The sequence below is a fragment of the Leclercia sp. S52 genome (assembly GCF_039727615.1).
In the GTDB taxonomy this organism is placed as follows: domain Bacteria; phylum Pseudomonadota; class Gammaproteobacteria; order Enterobacterales; family Enterobacteriaceae; genus Enterobacter; species Enterobacter adecarboxylatus_B.
On sequence record NZ_CP152474.1, the window covers coordinates 3,093,475 to 3,119,366 of the forward strand.

At 56.8% G+C, this 25,892-nt stretch carries 22 protein-coding genes, 4 tRNA genes and 3 pseudogenes; 10 read left to right on the forward strand and 19 right to left on the reverse strand.

What is annotated here, in order from left to right; genetic code table 11:
• Nucleotides 1-2 precede the first annotated feature (2 nt).
• Nucleotides 3-917, forward strand: coding sequence for a drug/metabolite exporter YedA (yedA, locus tag AAHB66_RS14965; RefSeq protein ID WP_347113459.1), 915 nt, complete (start codon nt 3-5; stop codon nt 915-917).
• On the opposite strand, the gene AAHB66_RS14970 is transcribed toward yedA, so the two are convergent.
• The 4 genes from AAHB66_RS14970 to drpB form a co-directional block, all read right to left on the reverse strand.
• Nucleotides 889-1,380, reverse strand: a complete 492-nt coding sequence (locus AAHB66_RS14970) for a very short patch repair endonuclease (RefSeq protein ID WP_347113460.1) — start codon at nt 1,378-1,380, stop codon at nt 889-891. The genes yedA and AAHB66_RS14970 overlap by 29 nt on opposite strands.
• Nucleotides 1,364-2,773, reverse strand: coding sequence for a DNA cytosine methyltransferase (locus AAHB66_RS14975; RefSeq protein WP_347113461.1), 1,410 nt, complete (start codon nt 2,771-2,773; stop codon nt 1,364-1,366). Before AAHB66_RS14975 ends, AAHB66_RS14970 begins: the two co-directional genes overlap by 17 nt.
• A gap of 71 nt (nt 2,774-2,844) precedes the next feature.
• Nucleotides 2,845-3,540, reverse strand: coding sequence for a phosphohydrolase (locus tag AAHB66_RS14980; protein ID WP_347113462.1), 696 nt, complete (start codon nt 3,538-3,540; stop codon nt 2,845-2,847).
• 41 nt (nt 3,541-3,581) lie between these two features.
• Nucleotides 3,582-3,854 carry a cell division protein DrpB gene (gene drpB / locus AAHB66_RS14985; protein WP_191152472.1) on the reverse strand — a complete coding sequence of 91 codons (273 nt, stop codon included), beginning with the start codon at nt 3,852-3,854 and terminating at the stop codon, nt 3,582-3,584.
• A 650-nt stretch (nt 3,855-4,504) separates the two neighbouring features.
• Between drpB and AAHB66_RS14990 the strand changes: the two genes are divergently transcribed.
• The 3 genes from AAHB66_RS14990 to dcuR all read left to right on the forward strand — a co-directional run bounded on the left by AAHB66_RS14990 (nt 4,505) and on the right by dcuR (nt 8,048).
• Nucleotides 4,505-5,578 carry a porin gene (locus AAHB66_RS14990; protein ID WP_347113463.1) on the forward strand — a complete coding sequence of 358 codons (1,074 nt, stop codon included), beginning with the start codon at nt 4,505-4,507 and terminating at the stop codon, nt 5,576-5,578.
• A gap of 134 nt (nt 5,579-5,712) precedes the next feature.
• Complete coding sequence (locus AAHB66_RS14995; protein WP_347113464.1) at nt 5,713-7,326, forward strand: sensor histidine kinase; 1,614 nt, start codon at nt 5,713-5,715, stop codon at nt 7,324-7,326.
• Complete coding sequence (gene dcuR, locus AAHB66_RS15000) at nt 7,323-8,048, forward strand: two-component system response regulator DcuR (RefSeq protein ID WP_347113465.1); 726 nt, start codon at nt 7,323-7,325, stop codon at nt 8,046-8,048. The genes AAHB66_RS14995 and dcuR overlap by 4 nt, the downstream gene beginning before the upstream one ends.
• A 163-nt stretch (nt 8,049-8,211) precedes the next feature.
• Here the strand turns inward: dcuR and AAHB66_RS15005 are convergent.
• A tRNA-Ser gene (locus tag AAHB66_RS15005) sits at nt 8,212-8,302 on the reverse strand.
• A 93-nt stretch (nt 8,303-8,395) separates the two neighbouring features.
• Here AAHB66_RS15005 and mtfA point away from each other — a divergent pair.
• Both mtfA and AAHB66_RS15015 read left to right on the forward strand, forming a co-directional pair.
• Nucleotides 8,396-9,193 carry a DgsA anti-repressor MtfA gene (mtfA, locus tag AAHB66_RS15010; protein WP_347113466.1) on the forward strand — a complete coding sequence of 266 codons (798 nt, stop codon included), beginning with the start codon at nt 8,396-8,398 and terminating at the stop codon, nt 9,191-9,193.
• Between the two features lie 100 nt (nt 9,194-9,293).
• A tRNA-Asn gene (locus tag AAHB66_RS15015) sits at nt 9,294-9,369 on the forward strand.
• A gap of 59 nt (nt 9,370-9,428) precedes the next feature.
• Here the strand turns inward: AAHB66_RS15015 and AAHB66_RS15020 are convergent.
• From AAHB66_RS15020 to nac, 6 genes and pseudogenes are all read right to left on the reverse strand, one after another.
• A complete protein-coding gene (locus AAHB66_RS15020; RefSeq protein ID WP_347113467.1) occupies nt 9,429-9,761 on the reverse strand; it encodes a type II toxin-antitoxin system PemK/MazF family toxin in 333 nt (110 codons plus the stop codon).
• Nucleotides 9,762-10,020: pseudogene (locus AAHB66_RS15025) on the reverse strand (antitoxin). It lies immediately after the preceding gene.
• Nucleotides 10,021-10,125: 105 nt separating this feature from the next.
• Nucleotides 10,126-10,428 carry a helix-turn-helix transcriptional regulator gene (locus tag AAHB66_RS15030; RefSeq protein ID WP_347113468.1) on the reverse strand — a complete coding sequence of 101 codons (303 nt, stop codon included), beginning with the start codon at nt 10,426-10,428 and terminating at the stop codon, nt 10,126-10,128.
• Nucleotides 10,429-10,431: 3 nt separating this feature from the next.
• Nucleotides 10,432-10,785: a type II toxin-antitoxin system RelE/ParE family toxin gene (locus tag AAHB66_RS15035; RefSeq protein ID WP_347113469.1), complete on the reverse strand. Its 354-nt coding sequence runs from the start codon at nt 10,783-10,785 to the stop codon at nt 10,432-10,434.
• Between the two features lie 194 nt (nt 10,786-10,979).
• Nucleotides 10,980-11,930 (reverse strand): HTH-type transcriptional regulator Cbl, encoded by a 951-nt coding sequence (gene cbl, locus AAHB66_RS15040; protein WP_347113470.1) that lies wholly within the window; start codon nt 11,928-11,930, stop codon nt 10,980-10,982.
• Nucleotides 11,931-12,026: 96 nt separating this feature from the next.
• Nucleotides 12,027-12,944 (reverse strand): nitrogen assimilation transcriptional regulator NAC, encoded by a 918-nt coding sequence (gene nac, locus AAHB66_RS15045; protein ID WP_142486333.1) that lies wholly within the window; start codon nt 12,942-12,944, stop codon nt 12,027-12,029.
• A 319-nt stretch (nt 12,945-13,263) separates the two neighbouring features.
• Between nac and AAHB66_RS15050 the strand changes: the two genes are divergently transcribed.
• Nucleotides 13,264-13,339: transfer RNA gene (locus AAHB66_RS15050), tRNA-Asn, on the forward strand.
• Between the two features lie 75 nt (nt 13,340-13,414).
• Here the strand turns inward: AAHB66_RS15050 and AAHB66_RS15055 are convergent.
• From AAHB66_RS15055 to ldtA, 6 genes and pseudogenes are all read right to left on the reverse strand, one after another.
• A complete protein-coding gene (locus tag AAHB66_RS15055; RefSeq protein ID WP_191152465.1) occupies nt 13,415-13,942 on the reverse strand; it encodes a fimbrial protein in 528 nt (175 codons plus the stop codon).
• Between the two features lie 40 nt (nt 13,943-13,982).
• The gene (locus tag AAHB66_RS15060) at nt 13,983-14,528 is read right to left on the reverse strand and encodes a fimbrial protein (protein WP_347113472.1); all 546 of its coding nucleotides are present in this window, start codon (nt 14,526-14,528) and stop codon (nt 13,983-13,985) included.
• Nucleotides 14,518-14,940, reverse strand: a complete 423-nt coding sequence (locus tag AAHB66_RS15065) for a hypothetical protein (protein ID WP_347113473.1) — start codon at nt 14,938-14,940, stop codon at nt 14,518-14,520. The genes AAHB66_RS15060 and AAHB66_RS15065 overlap by 11 nt, the downstream gene beginning before the upstream one ends.
• On the reverse strand, nt 14,924-17,455 hold the full coding sequence (locus tag AAHB66_RS15070) for a fimbria/pilus outer membrane usher protein (protein WP_347113474.1): 2,532 nt from the start codon (nt 17,453-17,455) through the stop codon (nt 14,924-14,926). Before AAHB66_RS15070 ends, AAHB66_RS15065 begins: the two co-directional genes overlap by 17 nt.
• Before the next feature lie 9 nt (nt 17,456-17,464).
• Nucleotides 17,465-18,143: pseudogene (locus tag AAHB66_RS15075) on the reverse strand (molecular chaperone).
• 174 nt (nt 18,144-18,317) lie between these two features.
• Entirely contained in the window at nt 18,318-19,274 is a 957-nt protein-coding gene (gene ldtA, locus AAHB66_RS15080) for a L,D-transpeptidase (RefSeq protein WP_347116497.1), read from the reverse strand.
• Between the two features lie 234 nt (nt 19,275-19,508).
• Between ldtA and shiA the strand changes: the two are divergent.
• The 3 genes and pseudogenes from shiA (at nt 19,509) to AAHB66_RS15095 (ending at nt 24,130) form a co-directional block, all read left to right on the forward strand.
• Nucleotides 19,509-20,820: pseudogene (gene shiA / locus AAHB66_RS15085) on the forward strand (shikimate transporter).
• 70 nt (nt 20,821-20,890) lie between these two features.
• Nucleotides 20,891-22,345: an AMP nucleosidase gene (locus AAHB66_RS15090; RefSeq protein ID WP_191152460.1), complete on the forward strand. Its 1,455-nt coding sequence runs from the start codon at nt 20,891-20,893 to the stop codon at nt 22,343-22,345.
• An 18-nt stretch (nt 22,346-22,363) separates the two neighbouring features.
• Nucleotides 22,364-24,130, forward strand: coding sequence for an aminopeptidase P family protein (locus AAHB66_RS15095; RefSeq protein WP_347113475.1), 1,767 nt, complete (start codon nt 22,364-22,366; stop codon nt 24,128-24,130).
• An 89-nt stretch (nt 24,131-24,219) separates the two neighbouring features.
• Here AAHB66_RS15095 and AAHB66_RS15100 read toward each other — a convergent pair.
• Nucleotides 24,220-24,295, reverse strand: a tRNA-Asn gene (locus AAHB66_RS15100).
• A gap of 80 nt (nt 24,296-24,375) precedes the next feature.
• On the reverse strand, nt 24,376-25,884 hold the full coding sequence (locus AAHB66_RS15105) for an EmmdR/YeeO family multidrug/toxin efflux MATE transporter (RefSeq protein WP_347113476.1): 1,509 nt from the start codon (nt 25,882-25,884) through the stop codon (nt 24,376-24,378).
• Between the last annotated feature and the right edge of the window lie 8 nt (nt 25,885-25,892).

Below are 25,892 nucleotides of genomic sequence, written 5' to 3' on the forward strand. Positions count from 1 at the left end.
GTATGCGTTTCAGGCAAGTCTTACCATTAGCGGGCGCGCTGTTTGCGCTCTATATCATCTGGGGTTCCACCTACTTCGTGATCCGTATCGGCGTGGAGAGCTGGCCGCCTCTGATGATGGCGGGCGTGCGTTTCCTCTCTGCGGGGGTGCTGTTGCTGGCGTTTCTGTTTCTGCGCGGCCATAAGCTGCCGCCGCTGCGCCCGCTGCTCAACGCCGCCCTGATCGGCGTCCTACTGCTGGCGGTCGGGAATGGCTTTGTCACCGTGGCGGAACATCAGAACGTGCCTTCCGGGATCGCCGCAGTGGTGGTCGCCACCGTGCCGCTGTTCACCCTCTGCTTCAGCCGCCTGTTTGGCATCAAAACGCGCAAGATGGAGTGGCTGGGGATCGCCATCGGGATGGCGGGTATTATTCTGCTCAACAGCGGCGGTAACCTGAGCGGCAACCCGTGGGGCGCCGTGCTGATCCTGATTGGCTCCATGAGCTGGGCGTTTGGCTCGGTGTATGGCTCGCGCATCGAATTACCCACCGGGATGATGGCCGGGGCCATTGAGATGGTCACCGCCGGGATTGTGCTGCTGGTGGCGTCGCTGCTCTCCGGCGAGAAGCTGACCGCCCTGCCCGACACGTCAGGCTTCCTGGCGGTGGGTTATCTGGCGATTTTCGGCTCGGTGATTGCGATTAATGCCTATATGTTCCTGATCCGCAATGTTTCGCCGGCAGTTGCTACCAGCTATGCCTACGTCAATCCGGTGGTCGCCGTGCTGCTGGGCACCGGCCTCGGCGGCGAAACGCTCTCGGCGATAGAATGGATGGCGCTGGGGATCATTATCATGGCGGTAGTGCTGGTGACGTTAGGCAAGTATCTGTTACCGGCCAAACCGGAAGTTACGCCCTGTCAGGCGGAGAAACCCTAAGCGGGCGAATGCCCTGAGTGTCGATCTGGGCGGTCTCTCCACCGCCGCAGATCCACTCCTCCAGCCGCTCGGTGAGCGCCCTGTCGTCCAGCTTCAGCCTGCCGCGCAGCGCGCACTCCCACACCACCAGCACCCGCCAGCCCTGCTGCTGTAGCAAGGCGATATCGCGGTTGTCGCGAATAACGTTTTTGCCAATCTTGTCCAGCCAGAAGTCGGTGCGGGTCGCCGGGACCTTAAACAGATAGCAGTTGTGGCGATGCCAGAAACAGCCGTGGGTAAAGATGACGCACTGGTGGCTATCAATCACAAAATCGGGCCGCCCGGCGAGGCTGGCATCCTGCACGCGGAACTCAAAACCGACCTGCGTCAGCAGGTCTGCCAGCCGTTTTTCAATGGCCGTGTCCCGCGTGCCGATGGCGCGCATGTTTTTGCTGCGGGTGGCCTTGTTATGAACGTCCGCCATTAACCGTCTCAGCCTTGCGTTGCTGTACCGCCTGCAGAATACGCGACTCCAGCAGTCGGGCGACGGCGGCAAACGCCGGGACCACCACCGAGTTGCCAAACTGACGGTAGGCCTGTGTATCCGACACCGGAATGCGGAACTGGTAGCCCTGCGGGGTTTCAAAGCCCATCAGGCGGGCGCACTCGCGCGGCGTCAGGCGGCGAGGACGGTGGCGCTGGTTTTGCGGATCGTCGAAATCCCGTTCGCCGAGGGCTTTATCCCAGCCACGGTCGATAAGGATTTCGGCCCCGTCTTTGTAATAGCGCGCCGACAGGGTGCGGGCAACGCTGTTCGGGTTGGTCGGATCGACCATCCCGAAGCCAAACCCGTTGCCCTTCGCCTGGTGCTTCTGCGCATAGCGATAGAGGTACTTCCACAGCACCGGGGTGAGAATGAATTTGGCGTCGACGACGGGCTCGAGCAGATCGGCAATCGTCGGTCGGCGTGCCGGCCACAGCCCAGGGAGATCGCGCAGGGTGAAGTTGCCCCGCAGATTAAGATCGCGACGAAAGCCCACCAGCACAATGCGCTCGCGGTGCTGGGGCAGGAAGTGTTTACCATCGACGATCTTCGGATCGTCAGGCCCGCTCTCGGCAGCATCCGCTACGTCATATCCCAGGTCGTCGAGGGTCTGCATGATGATGCGGAACGTTTTGCCCCCGTCGTGGCTCTTCAGGTTTTTCACGTTTTCCAGCACGAAAATGGCCGGACGGCGGGCATCAATAATGCGCGCCACGTCGAAGAACAGCGTTCCCTGGGTGTCGCAGGCAAAGCCGTGTGCCCGGCCCAGGGCGTTTTTCTTTGATACCCCGGCCAGCGAGAAAGGCTGGCACGGGAAACCCGCGAGCAGCACGTCATGCGCCGGGATGGCGTTGCGGATGTGCTGCGCCGCCTCGTCGTCCGTGACGCCGCTCTGGTGGCTGAGCGTCACTTCGCGAATATCATCGTTGAACTGGTGCGCATCCGGATCGCAGTACCAGTTGGCCTTGTAGGTGCGCACCGCGTGTTTGTTCCACTCGCTGGTAAACACGCACTGGCCGCCAATCGCCTCAAAGCCATGACGGATGCCGCCGATCCCGGCGAACAGATCGACAAAGCGGAAGGCATAGTGAGGATGACAGGCCGGGGGACGCGGGAGCAGGTTTTGCAGTACGCCATATTCACCGTCGCTGAGGCGACGGCCTGCCCGCTCGCTGGTCACCAGTCGCTTGAGGATCGCCGGGCTCCAGTGGCTGTCGCCATGAGCATTCAGAAGATGAGCCAGCGTTCTGGCATCGTAAATTTCCAGCAGCTGGCACAATAACGCCTGGACTGACGCCGTTGATTTCTCTGCCAGCACAAGCGCGGACTCCATCACTGATACATTTTCCTGCATAGATTTAACCGGGCCAATAGGGACTTAAGAGAGAGTAACACAGAAAGGCATTACAGACTGTCGCGGAAACGCTGCAGCACCGCGGCGTCCACGCCGTCGTAATCGCCGCGCAGCTCGGCACTGAGGCGGGCCATAAACTGGATCAGCACATCGGCGCTCTGTCGCGCAAGCTGTCGACCGGCGGCGGTCTGCATCGTCTCGGGCAGGCGAAGCAGTTTGGTCTGGAAATGGTCCAGCGCAAACGCCCTGTCGTTCAGTTCACGGGCATCGGCAAAGGGATCATCCGGATCGAAGAGCGGCACCCCCAGCGCACCGGAGACGGCAAAGACGCGTGCCAGACCGATCGCGCCCAGCGCCTCCAGCCGGTCAGCATCCTGCACGATTTTCGCTTCAGCGGTAAGCGGCGTAATGCCCGCGCTGAAGCTGTGCGCCTCGATGGCATGCTGGATCGCCGCATAGTGATGGGTGGGGAAATCGGCAAAGTCGTCGCGCAGGATGGCCGTCGTTCTTTCAGCGGCCAGCTGCGACGAACGGCCCCGCTGCGGATGGTTTTTCGGCAGGCTGACGATATCGTGAAAATAGCAGGCCGTCAGGATCACCAGCGCCTCAACCGGCTGATCCTTCATCAGCCTCTGAGAGGTGTTCCAGACCCGGCGGAAATGGGAGATATCATGGGCGGTATCATCGGTAGCATGATGCGCCTTCAGCCAGCCTTCAAAACGTTGCTGCCATTGCACGAGTTCCATTGCGCTTTCCCTAAAGTGAAAAGCCGTACAATAGCAATTATTTACTCTTCTGACACATCACGTGGCCGGGTGTACCACGCAATAGCGCCGAGGATCGCCCCCACCGCGCTTAACAGCAGAAAACCGCACAGGGCGCTCAACCATTTGCCGGACGTTGAGCCGAGATCGTCCTCAATCAGCGGCCCCGATACCGAGGTGACTTTACTGACGATCCACAAATAGCGGGCCATTGCCCAGATGAAATAGCCGCAAAAGGCATAAAATACCCACAGGGCCAGCTTGCCTCCCAGGCTGCGATCGTGTTTTTGTTCCATGTTCGTCCTTTCCTTTTCGCGGCAGTTTGCTCGCCGCATTCACATCGCCAATCCAAACCGTGAAATAAATCACATTTTTCGATAAAACGCACTCTTCCGTTACACGTTTGCCGTCACCGGTTTGCGTTAAGTTGATCGTACGCCGTTTTATATTGAACACACTTATGATTCTGTCAAATTTATTCATCTCTGAAATTTTTGCGCCGGGAGGCAGCCTAATAAGGGCGTTATTTCATTTTTTATTATCCGGATAAGATATTTGCTTAAGCGGGCAACTGTGCAATCATTACGGCGCTTTTTTAACGTTACACCATTAAATGCTCTTAAATTCCCCCCCTTACCTTTCGCCCGATACCTGTTATCGGGCTTTTTTTATTACCGCTTCGGCGCGCCTCAAACATAACTCTTAACAATGAATTTATGTTTCAAATAACTATCTGATATAAATATCAATAGACAGAAAATATGTCATCTTAACAATCATAAAAATAACATATAATATCACTATTATTAATATTTTGAAATAATCTAAATGATTTAGTTACATTTATTTTGAAAGAGTAAAAACCCACCCTGAAATAGTATTGACCCCGTAACCCGGAGGGGGGTTGCGTATATTCATTAAGAAAATACATTGAAGGGAATATATAATGAAAAGAAAAGTTCTGGCAGTCCTCGTCCCTGTTTTGTTGAGCGCTGGCGCGGTAAATGCGGCTGAAATCTACAACAAGGACGGCAATAAATTCGATCTGTACGGAAAGATGGTCGGCGAACGTATCTGGAACAACACCGACGATAGCAACAGCGAAAACTTTGATACCTCCTACGCCCGTTTCGGTATCAAAGGCGAAACGCAAATCAGCGACGACCTGACCGGTTTCGGTCAGTTTGAGTACAACATGACCGCCAGCGCCCCGGAAGGCGAGCAGGATGAGAGCACCCGTCTGGCGTTTGCTGGCCTGAAATTCGGTGAATTCGGCTCCTTTGACTACGGACGTAACTACGGCGTGGCCTACGACGCCGGTGCGTACACCGATATGCTGGTGGAATGGGGTGGCGACTCCTGGGTTCATACCGATAACTTTATGACGGGCCGTACCACCGGCGTGGCGACTTATCGCAACTCGGACTTCTTCGGCGCGGTTGAAGGCCTGGATTTTGCGCTGCAGTACCAGGGCAAAAACCACGATAAACAGTTAGAGAAAGCCAACGGGGACGGTTACAGCACCTCCCTCGCCTATAACTTCGATGGCTTTGGTTTCGTGGGCGTCTACGGCAAGTCTGACCGCACCAACAAGCAGTCTGCTGATGGCTATGGCGATACCGCTGAAGTCTGGTCGCTGGCAGCGAAGTATGATGCCAACAACCTCTACGCTGCGGTGATGTACGGTGAAACCCGCAACATGACCTGGGCTGGCGATGTCGGTTTTGCCAACAAAACCCAGAATGTCGAAGCCGTGGTGCAGTATCAGTTTGACTTCGGCCTGCGCCCTTCTCTGGGCTACGTCTATTCCAAAGGCCAGGATCTTCGTGAACGCAACGGCGTTCGCGGCGTAAACGCTGACCTCGTGAACTATGTTGAACTGGGTACATGGTACTACTTCAACAAAAACATGAACGTCTATACCGCATATAAGTTCAACCTGCTGGATGACCGTGACGCACGCGTTACCGGTGCAAGCACCGACGACCAGTTCGCGCTGGGTATCGTTTACCAGTTCTGATCGGCTGACAACGCTTAATTATGCCCGCTGCGAAGCGGGCTTTTTTGCTTTCTGCCGCTACCGGCTTTACATAGCTTTAACAAATCAGCGCCATCAGCGATAATGACCGCTTTTCCGCATGCCCTGGAGTTTCAATGCGCGATTTGCCGCCCCTTCCCCCCACGCACAAGCGCCCAATGAAACTGAACACCCTGGTCACGCTGATGGTCTACAGCGTGACGGGCGCGATCCTGCTGGTGATTTTCGTGCTCTATTTTGCGCAGATCACCCGGGCCACGCGCGATGGCGTGAGGGATACCGCTCTTGCGGTCGCCAGAACGCTGGCCGACAGCCCGGAAGTGATCCGCGGCTTATCCCTGCCGCCGGACAGCAACATCATCCAGCCTGTCGCCCGGGCGGTAATGCAGCGCAATAACCTGCTGTTTGCCGTCGTCACCGACATGCGCGGCATCCGCTATTCCCATCCCAACGGCGCCCTGTTGGGCAAAGCTTTTATTGGTGACGATCTCCGGCCTGCGCTGGAGGATAAAGAAAATGTCGCCATCAACCACGGGGTGCTCGATGAGGCGCTGCGGGTGTTTACGCCGGTCTATAACGCGCAGCATCAGCAGATTGGGGTTGTCGCGGTGGGGATCTCCCTGAATAAAGTGGAACAGCAGATCGCCCGCAATCGCTGGGATGCTATCTGGCTGGTGCTGTTCAGCGCCATGCTGGGGGCGCTTGGCGCCTGGGGGCTGGTGCGAATGCTGAAACGTGTGCTGTTTGGTCTGGAGCCGTATCAGATTTCCGCCCTGCTGGAACAGCGCCAGGCGATGCTGCAATCCCTGCGCGAAGGGGTGATCGCGGTGGATCAGCAGGGACATGTGACGATGATCAACCACGCCGCCCGGCAGATCCTGAATGCCAGCGCCAGCAGCCATGCCCTGCACGAGGCGCCGCTGCTGGCGAACCTGCGCGAAGTACTGCAAACCGGGCTGCCGCGTCAGGATCAGGAGATCAACTGCCACGGCCGGCTATTGCTCTGTAACACCCTGCCCGTCAGAAGCGAGAATCAGCTAATGGGTGCCATCACTACCTTCCGCGATAAGACCGAGATCAGCCAGCTGCTGCAGCGCCTGGACGGGATGGTGAGCTATCTGGATGTCCTGCGCAATCACTCTCATGAGTTTATGAACAAGCTGCATGTGATCCTCGGGCTGCTGCATATGAAGCACTATGCCAAACTGGAAGAGTACGTCCTGCTGACCGCCAATGCCTGGCAGAGCGACGTCGGCACGCTGCAGCGCAACGTCAAATCACCGGTGGTGGCCGGGTTCCTGCTGAGCAAGATCGGCCGCGCCAGAGAGCTGGGGTTTAGGCTGACGCTCTCCGACGCCTGCCAGGTGCCGGACAACCCGAATGAACAGCAGGTCGCGGGGCTGATCACCGTGCTCGGCAATCTGATCGAGAATGCGCTGGATGCGATGGCCGCGCAGCCCGAAGGGGAGATCGGCCTGCTGCTGCACTATCAACAGGGCTGGCTCAGCGCGGAAGTGAGTGACGACGGGCCGGGCATTGCTCCCGACCATCTGCAGGCCATTTTTAACAAAGGGTTTTCCACCAAAGGGGAAAATCGGGGCGTGGGGCTGTTCCTCGCCCGTCAGCACATTGAGAACCTGGGCGGGGAGATCGCCGTCGAATCTGAACCTGGGGTGTTTACCCAGTTTTTTGTCCAGCTCCCCTGGGACAGTGAAAGGAAAAACGCGTGATACATGTTTTGATTGTCGATGATGATGCCATGGTGGCCGATCTTAACCGCCAGTACGTTAACCGGGTGGACGGTTTTTGCTGCTGCGGCGTAGCCACTTCGCTGGCAGAGGCCGGGGTCGTGCTGAACACTCCCGCCCGGCAGGTCGACCTGATCCTGCTGGATGTTTATATGCAGCGCGAAAATGGCCTGAGCCTGCTGCCGCTTATCCGGGCCTCCGGCCGCGATACCGATGTCATCATGATCACCTCGGCCTCTGATGCCGCCACCATTCAGACCGCCATGCACTATGGCGTGGTGGACTATCTGATTAAACCCTTCCAGTTTCCGCGTTTCGAAGAGGCATTGAACGGCTGGCGCGAGAAAAAGGCGCTGATGGCGTCGCATCAGTATCATGACCAGGCCGATGTCGACCGGCTGCTGCGCGGCGGCGCGCCCGGACTGGCGGACAGTCGACGCCTGCCGAAAGGGCTCACCCCACAGACGCTGCGCACGCTGTGCCTGTGGATTGATGCCCATCCCGGGACAGAGTTCTCGACCGACGATCTGGCGCATGCAGTCAATATTTCCCGGGTGTCCTGCCGCAAGTACCTGATTTGGCTGGCTCAGGTCAACATTCTGCACACCAGCATTCACTATGGAGCCACCGGCCGGCCCGTGTATCGCTATCGACTGCGTCCCGAGCAGGTTGCCCTGCTGCGACAATATTGCCATCAGGAGTAACGCCCGCAATACAACCACTTCGGGTAAACATCCTGATTTAGCTCACATATATTGTTTTGCAGCGGTAAAGGTCTGTTACTTCACATAAGTGGAATGATAAGGTACCCAGCGCACAGGATGTCTGACGAGAAAGCTAGCGGGAAGACTGACTGAGGAGATAAAGTGGCGGAGAGAGGGGGGATTTGAACCCCCGGTAGAGTTGCCCCTACTCTGGTTTTCGAGACCAGTCCGTTCAGCCGCTCCGGCATCTCTCCGTTTTGATGGTTGCCATCATGCCGGGTAATTTGGCATTTTAACAGACCATAACCGGTCAATTTTGTTCAAGTGACGAGTTTGCGAGCAAAGCGATGATTAAGTGGCCCTGGAAATCGAATGAATCCGCCCGAAGCGCGGCGCTGCCGTGGGAAGAGGCGCTGGCGATCCCCGTCCTGTCCACTTTATCGGATGAGGATAAATCGCGTCTGGTGCAGCTTGCCATACGATTCTTACAGCAAAAACGTCTGGTACCGCTACAGGGTTTTGAACTCGACGATCGCAAGAGCACCCGTATCGCCCTGCTCTTCTGCCTGCCGGTACTGGAACTGGGTATCGAGTGGCTGGACGGTTTCCATGAAGTGCTGATCTATCCGGCGCCCTTTGTGGTGGACGATGAATGGGAGGATGATATCGGTCTGGTGCACAGTCAGCGAATGGTGCAGTCCGGCCAGAGCTGGCAGCAGGGGCCGATTATCCTCAACTGGCTGGACATTCAGGACTCATTCGACGCCTCCGGCTTCAACCTTATCATTCATGAAGTGGCGCACAAGCTGGACACCCGCAACGGCGATCGCGCCAGCGGCGTCCCTTTTATCCCGCTGCGTGAAGTGGCTGGCTGGGAACACGACCTGCACGCCGCGATGAACAATATCCAGGATGAGATCGATCTGGTGGGCGAAAGCGCAGCCAGTATCGACGCCTATGCCGCCACCGATCCAGCCGAATGCTTTGCGGTGTTATCGGAATATTTCTTCAGCGCGCCCGAGCTTTTCGCCCCCCGCTTCCCGGCGCTGTGGCAGCGTTTTTGCCAGTTTTACCAGCAGGACCCGCTGCAACGGTTACGTGAAAATGACGGCCCGGGCGGAGATCCCGCTGCGCAAGTACACTAAATCAGCACTCTGAGGCTTAATTAATCAATTGAATCAGCGCGTTGAATTTAGTGTTGACACAAAATAGCGGGGCCATTAACATGCGCCTCGTTCACACGATTCCTCTGTAGTTCAGTCGGTAGAACGGCGGACTGTTAATCCGTATGTCACTGGTTCGAGTCCAGTCAGAGGAGCCAAATTAAAGAAGCCCGCTTAAGGAAACTTAAGCGGGCTTTTTGCTTTTTAGCCTTTCTCATCAAGTTAGCAGAGCTCCCAACCTGGCCAGAACTTCATTCATGACATTATCAGGCACTCGTTCCAGCTTTATACCATGACGCGCGCCCATATCTATGGTCCGGGGCTGATCGCAGCGAATCACGCCCGTAGTTTTCAAGCCCGCTTCATCCAGCGATACGGCAAAACCAGCAGTACGGGCGAACTTGCCGCCGGTAGTGACCGGAACCACAACAGGCAAGCGGGTAAGATGATTAAACGCAGCCTTCGATACGATCAGCACCGGGCGTTTTCCGCTTTGCTCATGCCCGGCGGTAGGATCAAGTGAAACGAGCCAGATTTCCCCTCTGTCCATTTACAGGATCTCCTTTCCTGCAGCAGGCGCATCAATCCATTCCCGCTCTTCTTCACTGAGTTCGGCCTGCGGATCGCACTGTGCCAGCAGTTCAGCCAAGGAATAATGCGGGCGCGTTTGCGGTTCAACGATCAGGCAGCCCTTATCAATAGTCACACCGACCTCACTGTCTGGTTGCAGGCCCAGTGTTTTCAAAACCGCGGGAGGCACTGCCAGCATAACGGAGCCCCCCACTTTTTTTCAGACGTGTTGTGTACATAGAATCCCTCCAGATATTATATTTAAATATAACATCTGGATTTAATGATGTACATTTTCCAGGCAGGATCATTACGCTCTCCTTAGTGTAATGGTTTAGGCAGATTTAAAGCGCAAAGCCGTAATGGGAGCCATCCGGCAAATCGACCTCGACGCGCAGCTTGCCCCCCGCCGCTTCAACATAGCGTTTCAGGGTAGAGAGCTTAATGTCACGCCCGGCCTTTTCCATCCCCGCTATCGTCGGCTGCTTTAAGCCCAGCGCCTGGGCCATTTCGTTCTGCGTTTTATTCACTTTCTCACGCAGTTCGGCCAGATGGATGTTAAGGAGCATCTCCTCCGCTATAGCTTTGGCGGCCTCCACTACTTCAGGTTTTTCCTCTGCAAGCAGCTGTTCCAGCGTTCTGCCCATACCTCACTCCTTTCCTTCTTTATTGTTCAGATAAGCCGTTAATTCACGATCCGCCAGTGGGATCATCTCCTCATAGAAGCGTTTTTCGTTCCCGGCTTTGTTACCCGCACAAAGGACGATCCCTGTACGGAACGGATCGAATGCGAAGAATGCCCGCAAGGGCTGACCACCACACTGCACCCGTAACTCTTTCATATTGTGATAGCGGGAACGCTTGATAGTGTCCGCCCAGGGTCGCGGCAGCAGCGGGCCCTTTGTCTGCAGTATGATTAACGCCGCCAGCATAGCGCTACGTTCCCGGTCATCCAGCGAACGTAACCAACGATCAAACGTGTCCGTCGTTTCAATCTTCCACACAAGTCCTCCCTGATAATATAGGTTAAAATCTATATAGGTTAAAGCCTATATAGAAATTATCTTTTTTGCTGGAGGAAGAAAGTGTGGTTGCGGAAACCTGGACGAGACTTCGCAAGAAACATCATCATGCAATGTAACGGCGTTCCTCGCCGGAAGCGGGGTAGAAAAAACCCCGCGATGCGGGGTTGGTTGGCCTAAATCTGGTAGTCAATCGCCACTTCTTCCGGTTCCATAACCTGCCGTTTGATCTCATCCACCGACAGCCCGGCGTTGCAGAGCTCGATAAAGCGCCAGACATAGTTGCGCTGCAGCTGGCCGCGCTTAAGGCCGAGCCAGACGGTGTTGGCATCAAACAGGTGGCGGGTATCGAGGCGCACCAGGCTACCCTGCTCGCGCTCGCCGCCGGACTGTTCCGCCACCAGCCCAATTCCCAGCCCCAGCTCGACGTAGGTGCGGATCACATCGGAGTCCTGGGCGCTGAGCACCACATCCGGCGTCAGCCCTTTGCGGTTAAAGGCCTCGTCAATACGCGAACGCCCGGTAATCCCCTGACGGTAGGTAATTAGCGGCCATTTGGCGATATCTTCAAGGGTCAGCGGCGAGACCTGGGTCAGCGGATGGTCGACCGGCAGCAGCAGGCTGTGATGCCAGCGGAACCACGGGAACGCGGCCAGCAGCGGATCGTTGCTTAAGCGCTCGCTGGCGATACCGATATCCGCCCCGCCGTTTTGCAGCAGGACTTCAATCTCCTGGGGCGTGCCCTGGATCAATTCCAGACGCACGTCCGGGAACAGTTCGCGGAAGGCCTTGATCACCGGCGGCAGGCTGTAGCGGGCCTGGGTGTGGGTGGTAGCGATGGTCAACACGCCGGAGGCATCGTTGGTAAAGAGATCGGCCAGACGACGCACGTTGCTGGCTTCATTAAGAATGCGTTCGGCAATGGTCAACAGCGCCTTGCCGGGCTCGGTCATACCCAGCAGGCGTTTGCCACGACGAATGAAGATCTCAATGCCCAGCTCCTCCTCCAGCTCACGGATATGGCGGCTGACGCCCGACTGGGAGGTATAGAGCATGTTGGCGACCTCGGTCAGGTTGTAATCCCGACGGGCCGCCTCACGGATAATTTTAAGTTGCTGGAAATTCACGGTTCACTCCGGCGCATCTGACATGACGCTATTGTTAGAGTGTGCCCGCCGTGAGAACAAATAATAAAAACCCGCAACTTATACCTTTATGGAATATCAACTGACCAGCTGCAGCTCGCGGTTCTCCAGCGACGGACGGCTGACCAGCGACATCAGAATCTCTTTCACCGCCTGCGCCTGCGGCGACAGCGCACCGCGCGCCGAAACGTTCAGCGACAGCGGCAGGCTCATCGACGGCGAGGAAATCCGCGCCATCCAGCCGTTGGCGGCGCTAGAGAGCGAGCGGGCCGCTGATTCAGGCAGGACCGTCACACCCATTCCGCTGGCGATAGCGGCGGTCAGCGTGGAGATGGAGTCGATCTCACCGATGATTTTGGCCGTCAGGCGGCGCAGCGAGAAAGCTTCATCAACGCGCAAACGCACGGCGCTGTAGTCGCGAGGCAGGAACAGATTCATCTCGGCCACCGCGGTTAAATCCACGCTCTGCCCCGGGCAATCGCGTGTTCCCACGAGGAAGAGATCTTCTTTCAGCAGCGGCTGGCTGGTGATCCCCGCGACGGGTGAACGGTCATAGAGCACCGCCATATCCAGCTGTCCGCCGAGCAATTTATCGTTCAGCGCCGAACCGCTGTTCTCATGGAGATAGACCAGCACTTCCGGCAGCTCGGCGCGTACCGCCTGCAGCAGCGGCATCGTGACCGACGAGGCCGCCGTGCCAGGCGCCAGGCCGATAGAAACTTGCCCGCTCAGCGTCTGTCCGACATTGCCCACTGCCAGCTGCGCCTGTTCGCACTGGCGCAGAATGGTACGTGCGTGGGTATAGAGGATCTTGCCCGCTTCGGTAGGGGTCACGCCGCGTTTCGTGCGGATCAACAGCTGCTGATCCAGTTCACCTTCCAGAGTGGCCACCTGCTGGCTCAGTGCCGGCTGTGCGATATGCAACACCTCAGCGGCCTGGGTCAGGCTACCGATATCGACGATTTTTACGAAGTATTTCAGTCGTCTTAAGTTCATTTTGCCCCCTGTACGAAATGCGTTGCCGGTTCCGGCGCGAATGTACTGAGGGTTTTGCAAGATGCTTGCCAGTTTTGCGCAGAGGTCCGATATGTCCGCTAAGTGGCGGAAAATAAGGAAATCCAATCGCTGCCGTCGCTTTTAAACCTGAAACAGCGGTTTATGATCTGCCCCATTCGGGGTATATACGCACCAAAAACGTGCAATCCGCTGTGTAAAACATCAGTTTGCTGATTTTGTCAGCAAACGATCTCAACAGGCGGGATCACCCTTTGACAAGTGCAGGCGACGCCGCTAATATTCGCCCCGTTCACACGATTCCTCTGTAGTTCAGTCGGTAGAACGGCGGACTGTTAATCCGTATGTCACTGGTTCGAGTCCAGTCAGAGGAGCCATATTTAAGAAGCCCGCTTAAGGAAACTTAAGCGGGCTTTTTTGCTTTGGTGCCAACAGCGTCGGCACCGCCGGGTTTACTGGTATTCGAAAGAAGCCACGATCGCTGAAGAAACGTCACCGGGCATGACTGCTCCTGCCTTCGAATAGACGCGTGCCTGAAGTTTAAAGGTGGTATTTCCCCCTTCAACGGCACCGGTTAATGAGCTGTTGTTACTCAGAATGGTTCCCGTGGTTTGCTGAGATAACTCAACGGCAGTATTGGTTGCAGGTTTCGTCGCGTTGTTTGCCCACATCGTGGCATCTGTTGCGTCCGGGGTGCCGGTAAAGGTCACTTTTACGTTAGTGGTACTTGCCGGACAACCGGTCACCGGTAAATCAAAGGCCGTCATTGCCGACCCCGTTCCGGCCGCCTCTAAAGAATTCGCCAGAATGGATTGCCCTAAATCCACGTTTAACGCGTCGGAGCCACCGTTAAGCGTTTTACACGGAGACGCAATTACTTTTCCGGTGACATTAATACTCACGCTATCTGCCGCGTAAATATTACCCGCAAACAGTACAGCAGAAAGGGACGCGGTCAAATAACATAAACATTTTTTCATTTTAGCCCACCTTGGCATGATGTTGAGACATTACATAATGTCATTGATATGTCAGCGTCAGCGTAGCGGTTGAATTAGCTTCACCAACGGTGACTGAATTTCTTGTTTGATAATATCGGGCGGTAATAGGAAATGATTCTCTCCCGCCGCTGGATGTTTTTAACGCAAGCCGGGTATTAATAATGAGGGGCTTACCGTCATATAATAACTGCACCCCAACGCCTCGCGCGGTATTAGCGTCTCCTTGATTATTTAATGCCATTACGCTGGCATCACTCACATCCGGATTTTGTTGCCCGTTCAACGTGACATTTATATTGGCAGATTTATCACAATCTAATCCCAGATTCTGGGTGCTGGTTTTTGCAGGCGTAAATCCCGGCTCTGTGCCAAAATCCGCTTTTGAAACAGTGCCTATCGGGAACGTTAAATTAGGCGTGGTGATTGAACAGGCCACCTGGGTAACGCCCCCGCCGATCATATTAATGGTCACTGGCGTAATGCCTGATACCGACCAGGTGCCAATTTGCCCGATACTGAATTGGCCTGACTGAATATCGCCCGTTTTATATAATTTATAACTCATTGGGGGGAAGATCCACTGAACCTTCACCCGTATTGTCAGAGGATGGCGGATTGTCCAGATATCCCCATGTCAGATCTACCGCAATAGCCACGCCGGGAATATTGGTCGCATAAGCATGGGTAATTGATGTCGCTACGCCACCCAGATAAACCATTTTGTAATAGTTAGTGTTGGTACTCTCACTACACTCCAGCAGCTTCTGGCCTGTCCCCGTTGAACTTGAATATATCACTGAGCCAACGGGTACATCTCTTTGCACAATAATGTTGTTGGGAGAAAAGCTCAGGGTTTGAGGCCCTTGCCCGTCGGCGAACTGACAGGTTGCAAACACATTAAAGCTGGAGCACCACAATACCATTATTAGCAAGGCGCCAAAGGTTTTAGCGCCGATAATTTTATTTGCATATTTCATTGCTTAACACCACTCCGGAATCAGCTTCCGCTGCATGAAGCACATAATTAACCCGGCATTGTTCATTCGCCTCCAGGCCCCAACGAGCCATTAGCGCGCCGCTGTTTTCCAGCCCGGTCAGGTAGACCTGACCCTGATCCCCCACAATAAATCCGGCGGAATTTTTGTCTGTGGCAAGGGTCACCGTGGCCCCGAAGGGAACGGGTTGTCCATTTTCCCGTGTCAGGGTCATTAATACGCGAGTCCCCACGTTGGCGATATATTTCGCTCTGACCACCGCCCCGCGCGTGGGAATGACAGTCTGGGTCGTTAATTGCAGCTCAACATCGTCAGGGAGCGTTTCCGTATCCAGGCTCAGGCTATTCTTGCGATACGGCGACACGTTGCTGGCAACGGTATAACCGCGAAAATCGGTTTTCACGCCGGTCTGGCCCGTGACGCCCACGCCCGGGGCGCCCGGGGCTTTTATCAGCGCAATGGTTTCGCCAAAAGGTTGCGCCAGCGTCACGCCGTTTGCGTGAACCAGAACACCGCCATTGAGGCCATAGTTCATGCGTTGCATGTTTTCGTCAGTGCTGTAGCCGCCGGTCACTTCGCCATAGGTTCCGTGATAATCAGTGCTAAGATTACCGGTATGACCCGCTCCGTCATTGCCATACCCTTGCTGCACGCTCCAGCTCAGGGCATTTTCCTGCAGCGCCGTGCCGCTCAGACCCACCGTATGGGTTGTGTCCCCTTTCTTGCTGGTATTCAGACTGTAGCTGGCCCAGGTATTACTGAGGAATCGATCTAAAGGAATACTGACATTGAAAGCCAGGATCCGATCTTTATCGTAGGTTTTCCCGCCGCTGCCCTCTGCGCTCGCATTGTTGCTGGAGGTATAACTCAGCCCCCAGGTGATGCCGTTCCACGCATTGTTATAGCTGACGCTGTACGAGCTCATCGTCTTGTCAGCATTCCAGTACGCTTCCCGAATTGCGCTGCCGGTGAGAGAGCCGAAGGCGGGACCCAGCGTCTGACTGAGCGTCACTTCAGCGCGGTTACGCCGATGATCCTGCAACGAATCGCTCGCGCTGTCGGCGTCCAGCACTTCCTGCATGCCGTAATAGCCCGCGGTAGAGTAGCGATAGCTGGTCGCCGAGAAGTTGGTTCCGGTATCGGTAAAGTTTTTGCTGTAGCGCACGCGCCAGGCTTGCCCGCTCGTTTTGCTCCTCTTCTCAGGGCTCGACCAGGCCTGGGTAACATCCACGGACAACGCGCCGAATTCCCCCATATTATTACCGACGCCGATAGCAGAGGACTGATACGGACTGGACGCCTGTATTCCGCCATAAAGCGTGAAGCCCTTCGGCAGACCATAAATGGCGGTTCCCTGCATCAACGGGCGTTTTTCCACCTGGCTGTCACTGGGACGATACTGGCCGCCCGTCAGACTGTATTTCAGTCGCCCTTCTCGCTGCAGAACAGGCACAGAGGCATAGGGCACCACAAACTCATGCTCGCTGCCGTCCGCTTCTTTAACGGTAACATTTAAATCACCGGCACCACCGGTCGGGTACATATCGGTAATTTCAAACGCGCCCGGGGCAACGTAGCTCTGGTAGATGATGTAGCCATTCTGGCGGATAACCACCTGAGCGTTGCTACGCGCAATGCCGCGCACCACGGGCGCATAACCTTTCTGACTATCCGGCAGCATCTCATCGTCGGAGGCCAGTTGACCGCCGCGAAAGGGGATACTGTCAAAGACGTCGGAAGGCGATGAACTGTCGCCGAGCGTCAGCTGGCTTTTCAAAGGGATTATGTTGCGCTGGGCATAGGTGTAAACCGAATCCCACTGCGCCTTGCCGTCGGTATCGCGGCGCCAGGTGCTGTAATTACGCAGACGCCAGGGGCCAATATTGATTCCCGGACGCAGGTTCGCGTACTGGCTATGACTGTTGTTCGTCGTGCTATTTCTGCCCCAGGTGTTATCGCCGCTGATGCTGTAGTTCAGCAGCAAAGCATTAATCCCTTCGTCCCACATTTCCGGTGCGACATAGCCGCGCGCCTGCGAAGTGAGTGCTGCCTGCGGAAAACTCAACAGCAGTTTTTGCGCACCAAAGATAAAATCGGCAGACGCCTGAGGAATGGCGGCTAAATTTGCGCATTCGCCTTCTTTATCGAGATCGGGAAAGCGATCGGTTTTGACCCCATAACTTTGCAGCAAACCTGACGACAGGCAAGGCTGGAGGCTATGATCACCCTGCGTGGTTGCAACCGACCTGAATTCAATTTCCCGGGTATCTACCGTCTGATCGTTAACGACCACCTCAACGCGATATTTACCCGGCACCTGCGCGCCACGCGCAAAGGAGGAAAGATCGACGCCTTTCATGGAGGGATCACCTACTTCAAGCAGTGCCGGATTAAAATACTCCTCGGCACAGGCGCTCTGCATTACACCGGGCAACGCCAGTGCAATCAAAAAGGCCAGACGAGCCGGTGGAAACGAGGAGTATAATATTGTGCGCATAATGAGTTTTTAAATAGCGGCGTGATGGGTCGGTCCGACGCCACCAAAGTCATTGATCAGTTTGAATGTGACAGGGCCAGCGCTGACGCCCGCCGGGAGCGAAAACGTCGCCGATGCCCCCCGGGGCTACATAGGTCGGTTCAGGCACGCTTTTTCCCGCGACGGTAATCTCGTTAAAATTCATATAATAATTTCCCGGATTACTTACCGAAATACGGTTCGCCGCTATTTTCCAAATCAGTTGTTTCGCGAAATCTTCTGGATCATTTCTTTTCAAGGAAACCGGGCGATAAATTAATTTGATGCGTGTTTTCACCGCAATCTGAAGCGAATTGGCTTTTTTCTCTGCTGCAGGAATGGCCTTGATATTCAACCAGTACATGGATTCTTTATTGTCCGGCACATTCCCGGCACGGACTATTCTCATCACATTCTCCTGACCGCGATCCAGTCGGTACAGTGGAGGTGTAATAATAAAGGGGATTTTCCCGGCGATATTGTCCTGGTTTTCAAACCATGACTGAATAAGATAAGGCACGTTATCCGGATTTGAAACGCCGATTGCCGCTTCCTTTTTTCCGCCATCGTAAATCACGCGCGTTCCGCCGATATTAATGCCCGCGTGGACTGACGATACGCAAAATAGCACCAGCAAACCTGGCAAAAGGTTATTCCAGAAACGTTTCATAAAAAACCTGTGGCTTTAATAAGCTGATAAATAAGTCGAGAGAGTATTTATCTTTTCATCAATGCCAACAATGAAAACTCAGCGTACTTTTATGCTCACAGATGCTTTACCTGCATAAAACGCAAAAGCCCGCTTAAGTTGCCTTAAGCGGGCTTGTTACTTTTACCGTCTGGCTTACTGGCTCGACGTCATCATCAGCGGCGTCGTGTGGGCACCAAAACTGACGTTTACCGGCATGCCCGACCGGCGCTCCAGCGCTCCGCTGACCCGCACGGCATCCACGTCCGCCCCGTTGAGCTGCGCGCGTAACCCCGGCGTTATCGGCAGCGGCACTTTATTTGTGGATTCAAACTCCGCGCGGTTACGCGACAACGGTTCGTGGACCTCTACCCAGCGGCTGCCGTCCGGCTCGGTGGTCACTTTCACCGGCTGATCGATCAGCTGCACGCGCGTCCCGACCGGGACGTTATCAAACAGGTACTTAATATCGTCGTTGCGCAGACGGATACAGCCCTGGCTGACGCGCAGCCCGATGCCAAAGTTCGCATTGGTACCGTGGATGGCATACAGCCTGCCGATATAAAGGGCGTACAACCCCATAGGATTATCCGGGCCTGCGGGAACAAAGGCGGGCAGCGTCTTGCCCTCTTTAGCATAGGCGCGACGGGTGTTCGGGGTTGGTGACCAGGTAGGCCCGTCCTGCTTGCGCTCAACGGCGGTAACCCAGTTACGCGGCGTCTCCCGCCCGGCTTCACCAATGCCAATCGGGAAGATCTCCACGGTATTGCTGCCCGGGGGATAATAGTACAGACGCATTTCCGCCACGTTCACCACAATGCCCTCCCGCACCGTCGGCGGCAGGATGATCTGCTGGGGCACCACCAGCTGCGAGCCGGATTTCGGTAAAAACGGATCGGCTCCCGGGTTAGCCTCCAGCATATTGCTCAGCCCCTGCCCGTACTGCGCCGCAAAGGCTTCAAGCGGCAACCTGTTGTCAGCCGGAACGGTGATCGTCTGTGGGCTGCCCACCAGACGACTCCCTTCAGGTGGCAATGGATAGCTCACCGCCAGCGCACTCTGACTGACCAGTAATGCTGCAAAACAGCCTAAAATAGTCCTGGGACGCATTATTCCCTTCCTCTGTCACTCCACGTATCTGACAAGCATAGCCTTGCTGTTGCGTTTATAGCCAGATAACAAATCATCATGTCGATAAATATCACCCGTTTAGCTCACGCCGGGATAAAAACGTTTTCAGCTGTCCGCTGTCGGGGTAGTCTCATACCCGTCGCTATTTTCAGGCGACCGCAATGTGAGTGATCTTCTTCCTATACCTATAAGAAAATAACGTCAGACAGGACCACTATGGACACCACCCTCGCTTCCTCGTCCCCGGACGGGGCCATACCATCGCTCAATCGCGCGCGCCGCGCGGCCCTCGGCAGCTTTGCCGGGGCGGTAGTCGACTGGTACGATTTTCTGCTGTACGGCATTACCGCCGCGCTGGTCTTTAACCGCGAATTTTTCCCGCAGATCAGCCCGGCGATGGGCACGCTCGCCGCCTTTGCTACTTTTGGCGTCGGCTTTCTGTTTCGCCCGCTCGGCGGGGTGATCTTCGGTCACTTTGGCGACAAGCTGGGCCGCAAGCGGATGCTGATGCTAACGGTGTGGATGATGGGCATCGCCACCGCGCTGATTGGTATCCTGCCCTCGTTTGCTACGATTGGCTGGTGGGCGCCGGTTCTGCTGGTCACCCTGCGCGCCGTTCAGGGCTTCGCCGTCGGCGGCGAATGGGGCGGCGCGGCGCTGCTGTCGGTGGAAAGCGCCCCGGCACGTAAAAAAGCCTTCTACAGCAGCGGCGTGCAGGTGGGATATGGCGTTGGTCTGCTGCTCTCCACCGGGCTGGTCTCGCTGATCAGCACCTTCTCGACCGACGAGCAGTTTCTGAGCTGGGGCTGGCGGATCCCGTTCCTGTTCAGCATCGTGCTGGTGCTGGGTGCTTTGTGGGTGCGTAAAGGGATGGACGAGTCCGCCGAATTCGAGCAGCAGCGTCAGCAACCTGCAGAGAAGCGCCGCCTGCCGGTGATGGATGCGCTGATCCGCCATCCGGGGGGCCTTTCTGAAAATCATCGCCCTGCGCCTGTGCGAGCTGCTGACCATGTATATCGTCACGGCCTTTGCCCTGAGCTACTCCACCCAGAACCTCGGCCTGCCCCGCGAGCTGTTTCTCAATATTGGCCTGCTGGTGGGCGGCATCAGCTGCCTGACCATCCCCTGCTTTGCCTGGCTGGCAGACCGCTTTGGCCGCCGCCGGGTCTATATTACCGGCGCGCTAACCGGGGCCCTCAGCACCTTCCCGTTCTTTATGGCCCTTGAAGCCCAGTCGGTATTCTGGATTGTGGTGTTCGCTATCCTGCTGGCAAATATCGCCCATGACATGGTGGTGTGCGTCCAGCAGCCGATGTTCACCGAGATGTTTGGTGCCAGCTACCGCTACAGTGGCGCGGGTGTCGGCTATCAGGTGGCGAGCGTGGTCGGCGGCGGGTTTACGCCCTTTATTGCCGCCGCGCTGGTGACCTTCTCCGGCGGCGACTGGCACAGCGTGGCCATCTATCTGCTGGCCGGTTGTCTGCTCTCTGCCGCCACGGCGTTGCTGATGAAACAGGCTTCATCCTGATACTTTTGTTTCACATCCAGGTGACATACTATCGGTGAACGCCGTACACCTGTGGAACAAGGAGACAGAGATGAATAATAAGGGCTCCAGCCTGACCCCGGCTCAGGCACTGGATATGCTGGATGCGCTGTACGACCAGGCAGTTAACGCCCTGCGCAGCGCCATCAGCGAGTATATTAAAGACGGAACGCTCCCCGATGCAGAGGCCAGAATGAATGGCCTCTTTGTTTATCCATCACTTTCAGTGACCTGGGATGGTAGCGCCACCAATACGCCGAAGACCCGCGCCTATGCGCGCTTTACCCACGCCGGATGCTATTCCACCACCGTGACCCGCCCGACGCTGTTTCGCCCGTATCTGGAAGAGCAGCTGACGCTGCTGTATCAGGATTACGGCGCCCACATCACCGTGGAGCCGTCGCGCCATGAAATCCCCTATCCGTACGTTATTGACGGCTCAGAGCTGACGCTGGACCGCTCCATGAGCGCGGGCCTGACGCGTCACTTCCCGACTACCGAGCTGTCGCAGATCGGCGATGAGACCGCCGACGGGATCTACCATCCGGCGGAGTTTTCCCCGCTGTCGCACTTTGACGCCCGCCGCGTCGATTTTTCGCTGGCGCGCCTGCGTCACTACACCGGTACCCCGGCAGAACATTTCCAGCCGTTCGTGCTGTTCACCAACTACACCCGCTATGTGGATGAGTTTGTGCGCTGGGGCTGCAGCCAGATCCTCGATCCGGACAGCCCGTACATCGCCCTCTCCTGCGCGGGTGGGATCTGGATCACCGCCGAAACCGAAGCCCCGGAACAGGCCATCTCCGACCTGGCGTGGAAGAAGCACCAGATGCCGGCCTGGCACCTGGTGACCGCCGACGGTCAGGGCATTACCCTGATCAACATCGGCGTGGGCCCGTCGAACGCCAAAACCATCTGCGATCACCTCGCGGTGCTACGACCGGACGTCTGGCTGATGATTGGCCACTGCGGCGGGCTGCGTGAAAGCCAGCTGATTGGCGATTACGTGCTGGCCCACGCTTACCTGCGTGACGACCACGTGCTGGATGCGGTGCTGCCGCCGGACATCCCGATCCCGAGCATTGCCGAAGTGCAGCGGGCGCTGTACGACGCCACTAAAGAGGTGAGCGGCATGCCGGGCGAAGAAGTTAAGCAGCGTCTGCGCACCGGGACGGTGGTCACTACCGACGACCGGAACTGGGAACTGCGGTATTCGGCGTCGGCGCTGCGCTTTAACTTAAGCCGCGCGGTGGCTATTGATATGGAGAGCGCGACCATTGCTGCCCAGGGTTATCGCTTCCGCGTGCCTTACGGCACCCTGCTGTGCGTCTCGGATAAGCCGCTGCACGGCGAAATTAAGCTCCCCGGACAGGCGAACCGTTTTTACGAGGGGGCGATCTCCGAGCACCTGCAGATTGGCATTCGCGCCATCGACCTGCTGCGTGCCGAGGGGGATAAGTTGCACTCGCGTAAATTGCGTACCTTCAACGAGCCGCCGTTCCGCTAATCATAAAAAAGGAAAGTTATGCAAACCACATCCCCGCTCTCTGCCCTGCGCCAGTGGCTGGAAACCCAGGCGCTGGACGGCATCATCGTGCCGCGTACCGATGCCTTTCAGAGCGAATATTGCCACCCTCATGACGATGTTCTCGCCTGGCTGACCGGTTTTGACGGCTCGGCGGGCCACGCTCTGATCCTGCGCGATCGCGCCCTGTTGTTTGTCGACGGACGCTATCAGGTGCAGGCCCGCGAACAGGTCGATCTGGCTGAGATTGAGATCCTCCATCTGCACAACGATCCGCTGGCGGAGTGGCTGGATCGGCACGTCGAAGCGGGTACCCGGATTGCGTTTGAAGCGCTGCTGATGACCAACGCCCAGTATGAGGCGCTGAACGCCAGCCATTGCGAACCGATCGCCCTGAACGATTCGCCGTTCGACAACCTGTGGCACGATCGCCCGGCCCCGCCCGTCGGTGCGATCCGCGAAATGCCGGTTGAGATCAGCGGCGAGAGCAGTGCCGACAAACGCCAGCGCGTCGCCGCCCTCCTTGCCCGGCAGAATGCCGATTATCTGGCTATCACCCAGCCGGACAACATTGCCTGGCTGCTGAACGTGCGCGGCAGCGATATTCCGATGAGCCCGGTACCGAACTCGTTTGCCCTGCTGAGCCGCGACGGCGCGGTGGAGTGGTTTGTTACGCCAGAGAAAACCACCGGGCTCTCCGCATCGCTGCTGGAGAGCCTGACGCAGGCCCCTGAAGCCGATTTTCTGTCGCGCAGCCAGCTGCTGTGCGCGGGTAAACGGGTGATGGTGGATGCCGATTCAGCGCCTGTCGCCCTGCGCTTTGCCGTTGAGCCGCACGGGGAGATCGTCTGGCACGCCAATCCGATCACCGCCATGAAAGCGCATAAAAACCCGACCGAGCTGGCGGGCTACCGCGACAGCCACCAGCAGGATGGCGTGGCATGGGTCAACTTCCTGGCCTGGCTGGCGCAGGAGGTACCGCGTCGCGAGGCTGCGGGCAATCCGCTTACCGAGCTGGAAGCGCAGGCCCAGCAGCTGGCGTTCCGCCAGCAGCGGCCGGGCTTTATCGAGCAGAGTTTTGCCACTATTTCCGCCTCGGCCAGCAATGCGGCGATGTGTCATTACCACTCCAGCGAGCAGACCAATGCCGCCATTACCCGCGGCCATTTTTATCTGAACGATTCCGGCGGTCAGTACCACAATGGCACCACCGACGCCACGCGCACCCTGGCCTTCGGCCCGCTGAGCGCCCAGTGTCGTCTGCACTACACCGCGGTGCTGAAAGGCTTTTTATCGCTTATCTCGCTGCAGTTCCCTTCCGGCACCTGCGGACATCAGATTGATGCTTTTGCGCGGCGCGGGCTGTGGGAGCTGGGGCTCGATTTTGATCACGGTACCGGACACGGCGTGGGCCATCAGTTGCTGATCCATGAGAACCCGCAGCGTATCGCGAAGAAGGTCAATCCGTGGCCGCTGGTGGCGGGCAATATCATCACCATCGAGCCAGGCTATTATCTGGCCGATGAGTATGGGATCCGCATTGAAAATCAGGTGGAGATTGTGGAGAGCCGGCCGGGCTTCTGCCGCTTCGCGTCCCTGACCCTGGCACCGATCGACCTGAGCCAGGTGGAGCTGCATCTGCTGAGCGAAAAAGAGATCCAGTGGCTGGATGCGTATCACCAGCAGGTACGCGAGACGCTCTCGCCGCACGTTAACAGCGATGCACGTGCATGGCTGGTTGCGGCGACGGCACCGGCACACAGGTAGTCTGGCTGACGCCCTCACCCACCGGGTGAGGGCGAACCTGAAAAAGCAAAAAAGCCCGCTTAAGTTTCCTTAAGCGGGCTTCTCAAATATGGCTCCTCTGACTGGACTCGAACCAGTGACATACGGATTAACAGTCCGCCGTTCTACCGACTGAACTACAGAGGAATCGTGTGAACGGGGCGAATATTAGCGATGCCACCTGGCGATGTCAAAGGCAGAATGCAGATTTTGCATCGTTTGCCGATTTATTCCCCAGTTTGAACATTTGCTACCCGTTCCGGGGCAATAACTGCCACCTTATCGCGCTGTGGTCGCGGATATTTCTTCAGCCAGCGCCCGCTGACCATGCGCCAGTAGAACAGTGCCCCGCGTACCGCCCAGTCGAGGAACATCCCCAGCCAGACCCCGACCACGCCCATCCCCAGCATGATCCCCAGCGTATAACCCGCGACCACGCGGCAGCCCCACATCCCGAGCATCGAGACCCACATCGCAAAGCGAGCATCGCGCGCCCCTTTCAGCCCGGCAGGCAACACCCACGAGGCGGCCCAGATCGGCATAAAGGCCGCGTTCAGCCAGAGCAGGATCACCACCACATCCTTTACGTCCTGCTCATGGGTGTAGAACGACGCCAGTAGTCCGGCGAAGGGGGCGGTGCCCCAGGCAATGGCGGTCAGGCCGATGGTCGAAAGCCAGAAGACATGACGCAGCTGGCGCTCCGCCTGGCCGATCTGACCCTTACCGAGCCGTTTACCGGTGATAATGGTGGAAGCGGACCCGAGGGCGTTACCCGGCAGGTTGATCAGTGCCGCGACGGAAAAGGCGATAAAGTTCCCGGCAATGACGTCGGTACCCATCCCGGCCACAAACATCTGGGTCAGGAGTTTACCGCCGTTGAACAGTACTGATTCAATACTGGCGGGCACGCCGATGCCCATCACTTCCCAGATGATGGCGAAGTTGAGCGGCTTGAAATAGCTCTTGATGCTGATGCGCAGCGACGGGTTAAACCCGACCGCCAGCACGACAATGATGGCGACGGCACCGATATAGCGCGAGATGGTCAGCCCGAGTCCCGCCCCGACAAAGCCGAGCCCGTCCCAGGAGAAGAGGCCGTAAATCAGCACGCTGCTGATCATAATGTTCAGGATGTTCATCCCGCCGTTAATCAGCAGCGGAATTTTGGTGTTCCCTGCCCCGCGCAGCGCCCCGCTGCCAATCAGCGCAATCGCCGCAGCCGGGTAGCTCAGCACCGTCATCTCAAGGTACGACAGCGCCAGCGCTTTCACCTCACCGGTCGCCTCGCCGGCCACCACGTTAATGATCTCTTCACCGAAATAGTGGATCACCGCCGCCAGAATAATAGAGAACAAGGTCATGATCACCAGCGACTGGCGGGCTGCAGCCCTCGCCCGTCGTGGGTCACGTTTCCCCAGACTAAAAGCCACCACCACCGTGGTCCCGAGATCGATGGCCGCAAAGAACGAGATGATCACCATGTTAAAGCTGTCGGCCAGCCCGACGCCCGCCATCGCCTCTTTGCCGAGCCAACTGACCAGGAAGGTGCTGAGCACCCCCATCAGCAGGACGCAGGTATTTTCCAGAAAGATAGGCACGGCAAGTGGGGTGATTTCACGCCAGAAGAGAACCTTGTAGCTCTTACGTTTGGCATACCAGGGCGTGCGCATCACGGCCTGGCGTAAAGCGGAGGTGACGTTCAAAATGGACCTTAGCGAGAAAAGTTGAAACTCCATTTCAAATG

Bases quoted from the DNA above. Each gene is read 5' to 3' on its own strand.
- yedA (WP_347113459.1), top strand. From the start codon at position 3: ATGCGTTTCAGGCAAGTCTTACCATTAGCGGGCGCGCTGTTTGCGCTC.
- AAHB66_RS14970 (WP_347113460.1), bottom strand. From the start codon at position 1,380: ATGGCGGACGTTCATAACAAGGCCACCCGCAGCAAAAACATGCGCGCC.
- AAHB66_RS14975 (WP_347113461.1), bottom strand. From the start codon at position 2,773: ATGGAGTCCGCGCTTGTGCTGGCAGAGAAATCAACGGCGTCAGTCCAG.
- AAHB66_RS14980 (WP_347113462.1), bottom strand. From the start codon at position 3,540: ATGGAACTCGTGCAATGGCAGCAACGTTTTGAAGGCTGGCTGAAGGCG.
- drpB (WP_191152472.1), bottom strand. From the start codon at position 3,854: ATGGAACAAAAACACGATCGCAGCCTGGGAGGCAAGCTGGCCCTGTGG.
- AAHB66_RS14990 (WP_347113463.1), top strand. From the start codon at position 4,505: ATGAAAAGAAAAGTTCTGGCAGTCCTCGTCCCTGTTTTGTTGAGCGCT.
- AAHB66_RS14995 (WP_347113464.1), top strand. From the start codon at position 5,713: ATGCGCGATTTGCCGCCCCTTCCCCCCACGCACAAGCGCCCAATGAAA.
- mtfA (WP_347113466.1), top strand. From the start codon at position 8,396: ATGATTAAGTGGCCCTGGAAATCGAATGAATCCGCCCGAAGCGCGGCG.
- AAHB66_RS15020 (WP_347113467.1), bottom strand. From the start codon at position 9,761: ATGGACAGAGGGGAAATCTGGCTCGTTTCACTTGATCCTACCGCCGGG.
- AAHB66_RS15030 (WP_347113468.1), bottom strand. From the start codon at position 10,428: ATGGGCAGAACGCTGGAACAGCTGCTTGCAGAGGAAAAACCTGAAGTA.
- nac (WP_142486333.1), bottom strand. From the start codon at position 12,944: ATGAACTTAAGACGACTGAAATACTTCGTAAAAATCGTCGATATCGGT.
- AAHB66_RS15055 (WP_191152465.1), bottom strand. From the start codon at position 13,942: ATGAAAAAATGTTTATGTTATTTGACCGCGTCCCTTTCTGCTGTACTG.
- AAHB66_RS15060 (WP_347113472.1), bottom strand. From the start codon at position 14,528: ATGAGTTATAAATTATATAAAACGGGCGATATTCAGTCAGGCCAATTC.
- AAHB66_RS15065 (WP_347113473.1), bottom strand. From the start codon at position 14,940: ATGAAATATGCAAATAAAATTATCGGCGCTAAAACCTTTGGCGCCTTG.
- AAHB66_RS15070 (WP_347113474.1), bottom strand. From the start codon at position 17,455: ATGCGCACAATATTATACTCCTCGTTTCCACCGGCTCGTCTGGCCTTT.
- AAHB66_RS15090 (WP_191152460.1), top strand. From the start codon at position 20,891: ATGAATAATAAGGGCTCCAGCCTGACCCCGGCTCAGGCACTGGATATG.
- AAHB66_RS15095 (WP_347113475.1), top strand. From the start codon at position 22,364: ATGCAAACCACATCCCCGCTCTCTGCCCTGCGCCAGTGGCTGGAAACC.
- AAHB66_RS15105 (WP_347113476.1), bottom strand. From the start codon at position 25,884: ATGGAGTTTCAACTTTTCTCGCTAAGGTCCATTTTGAACGTCACCTCC.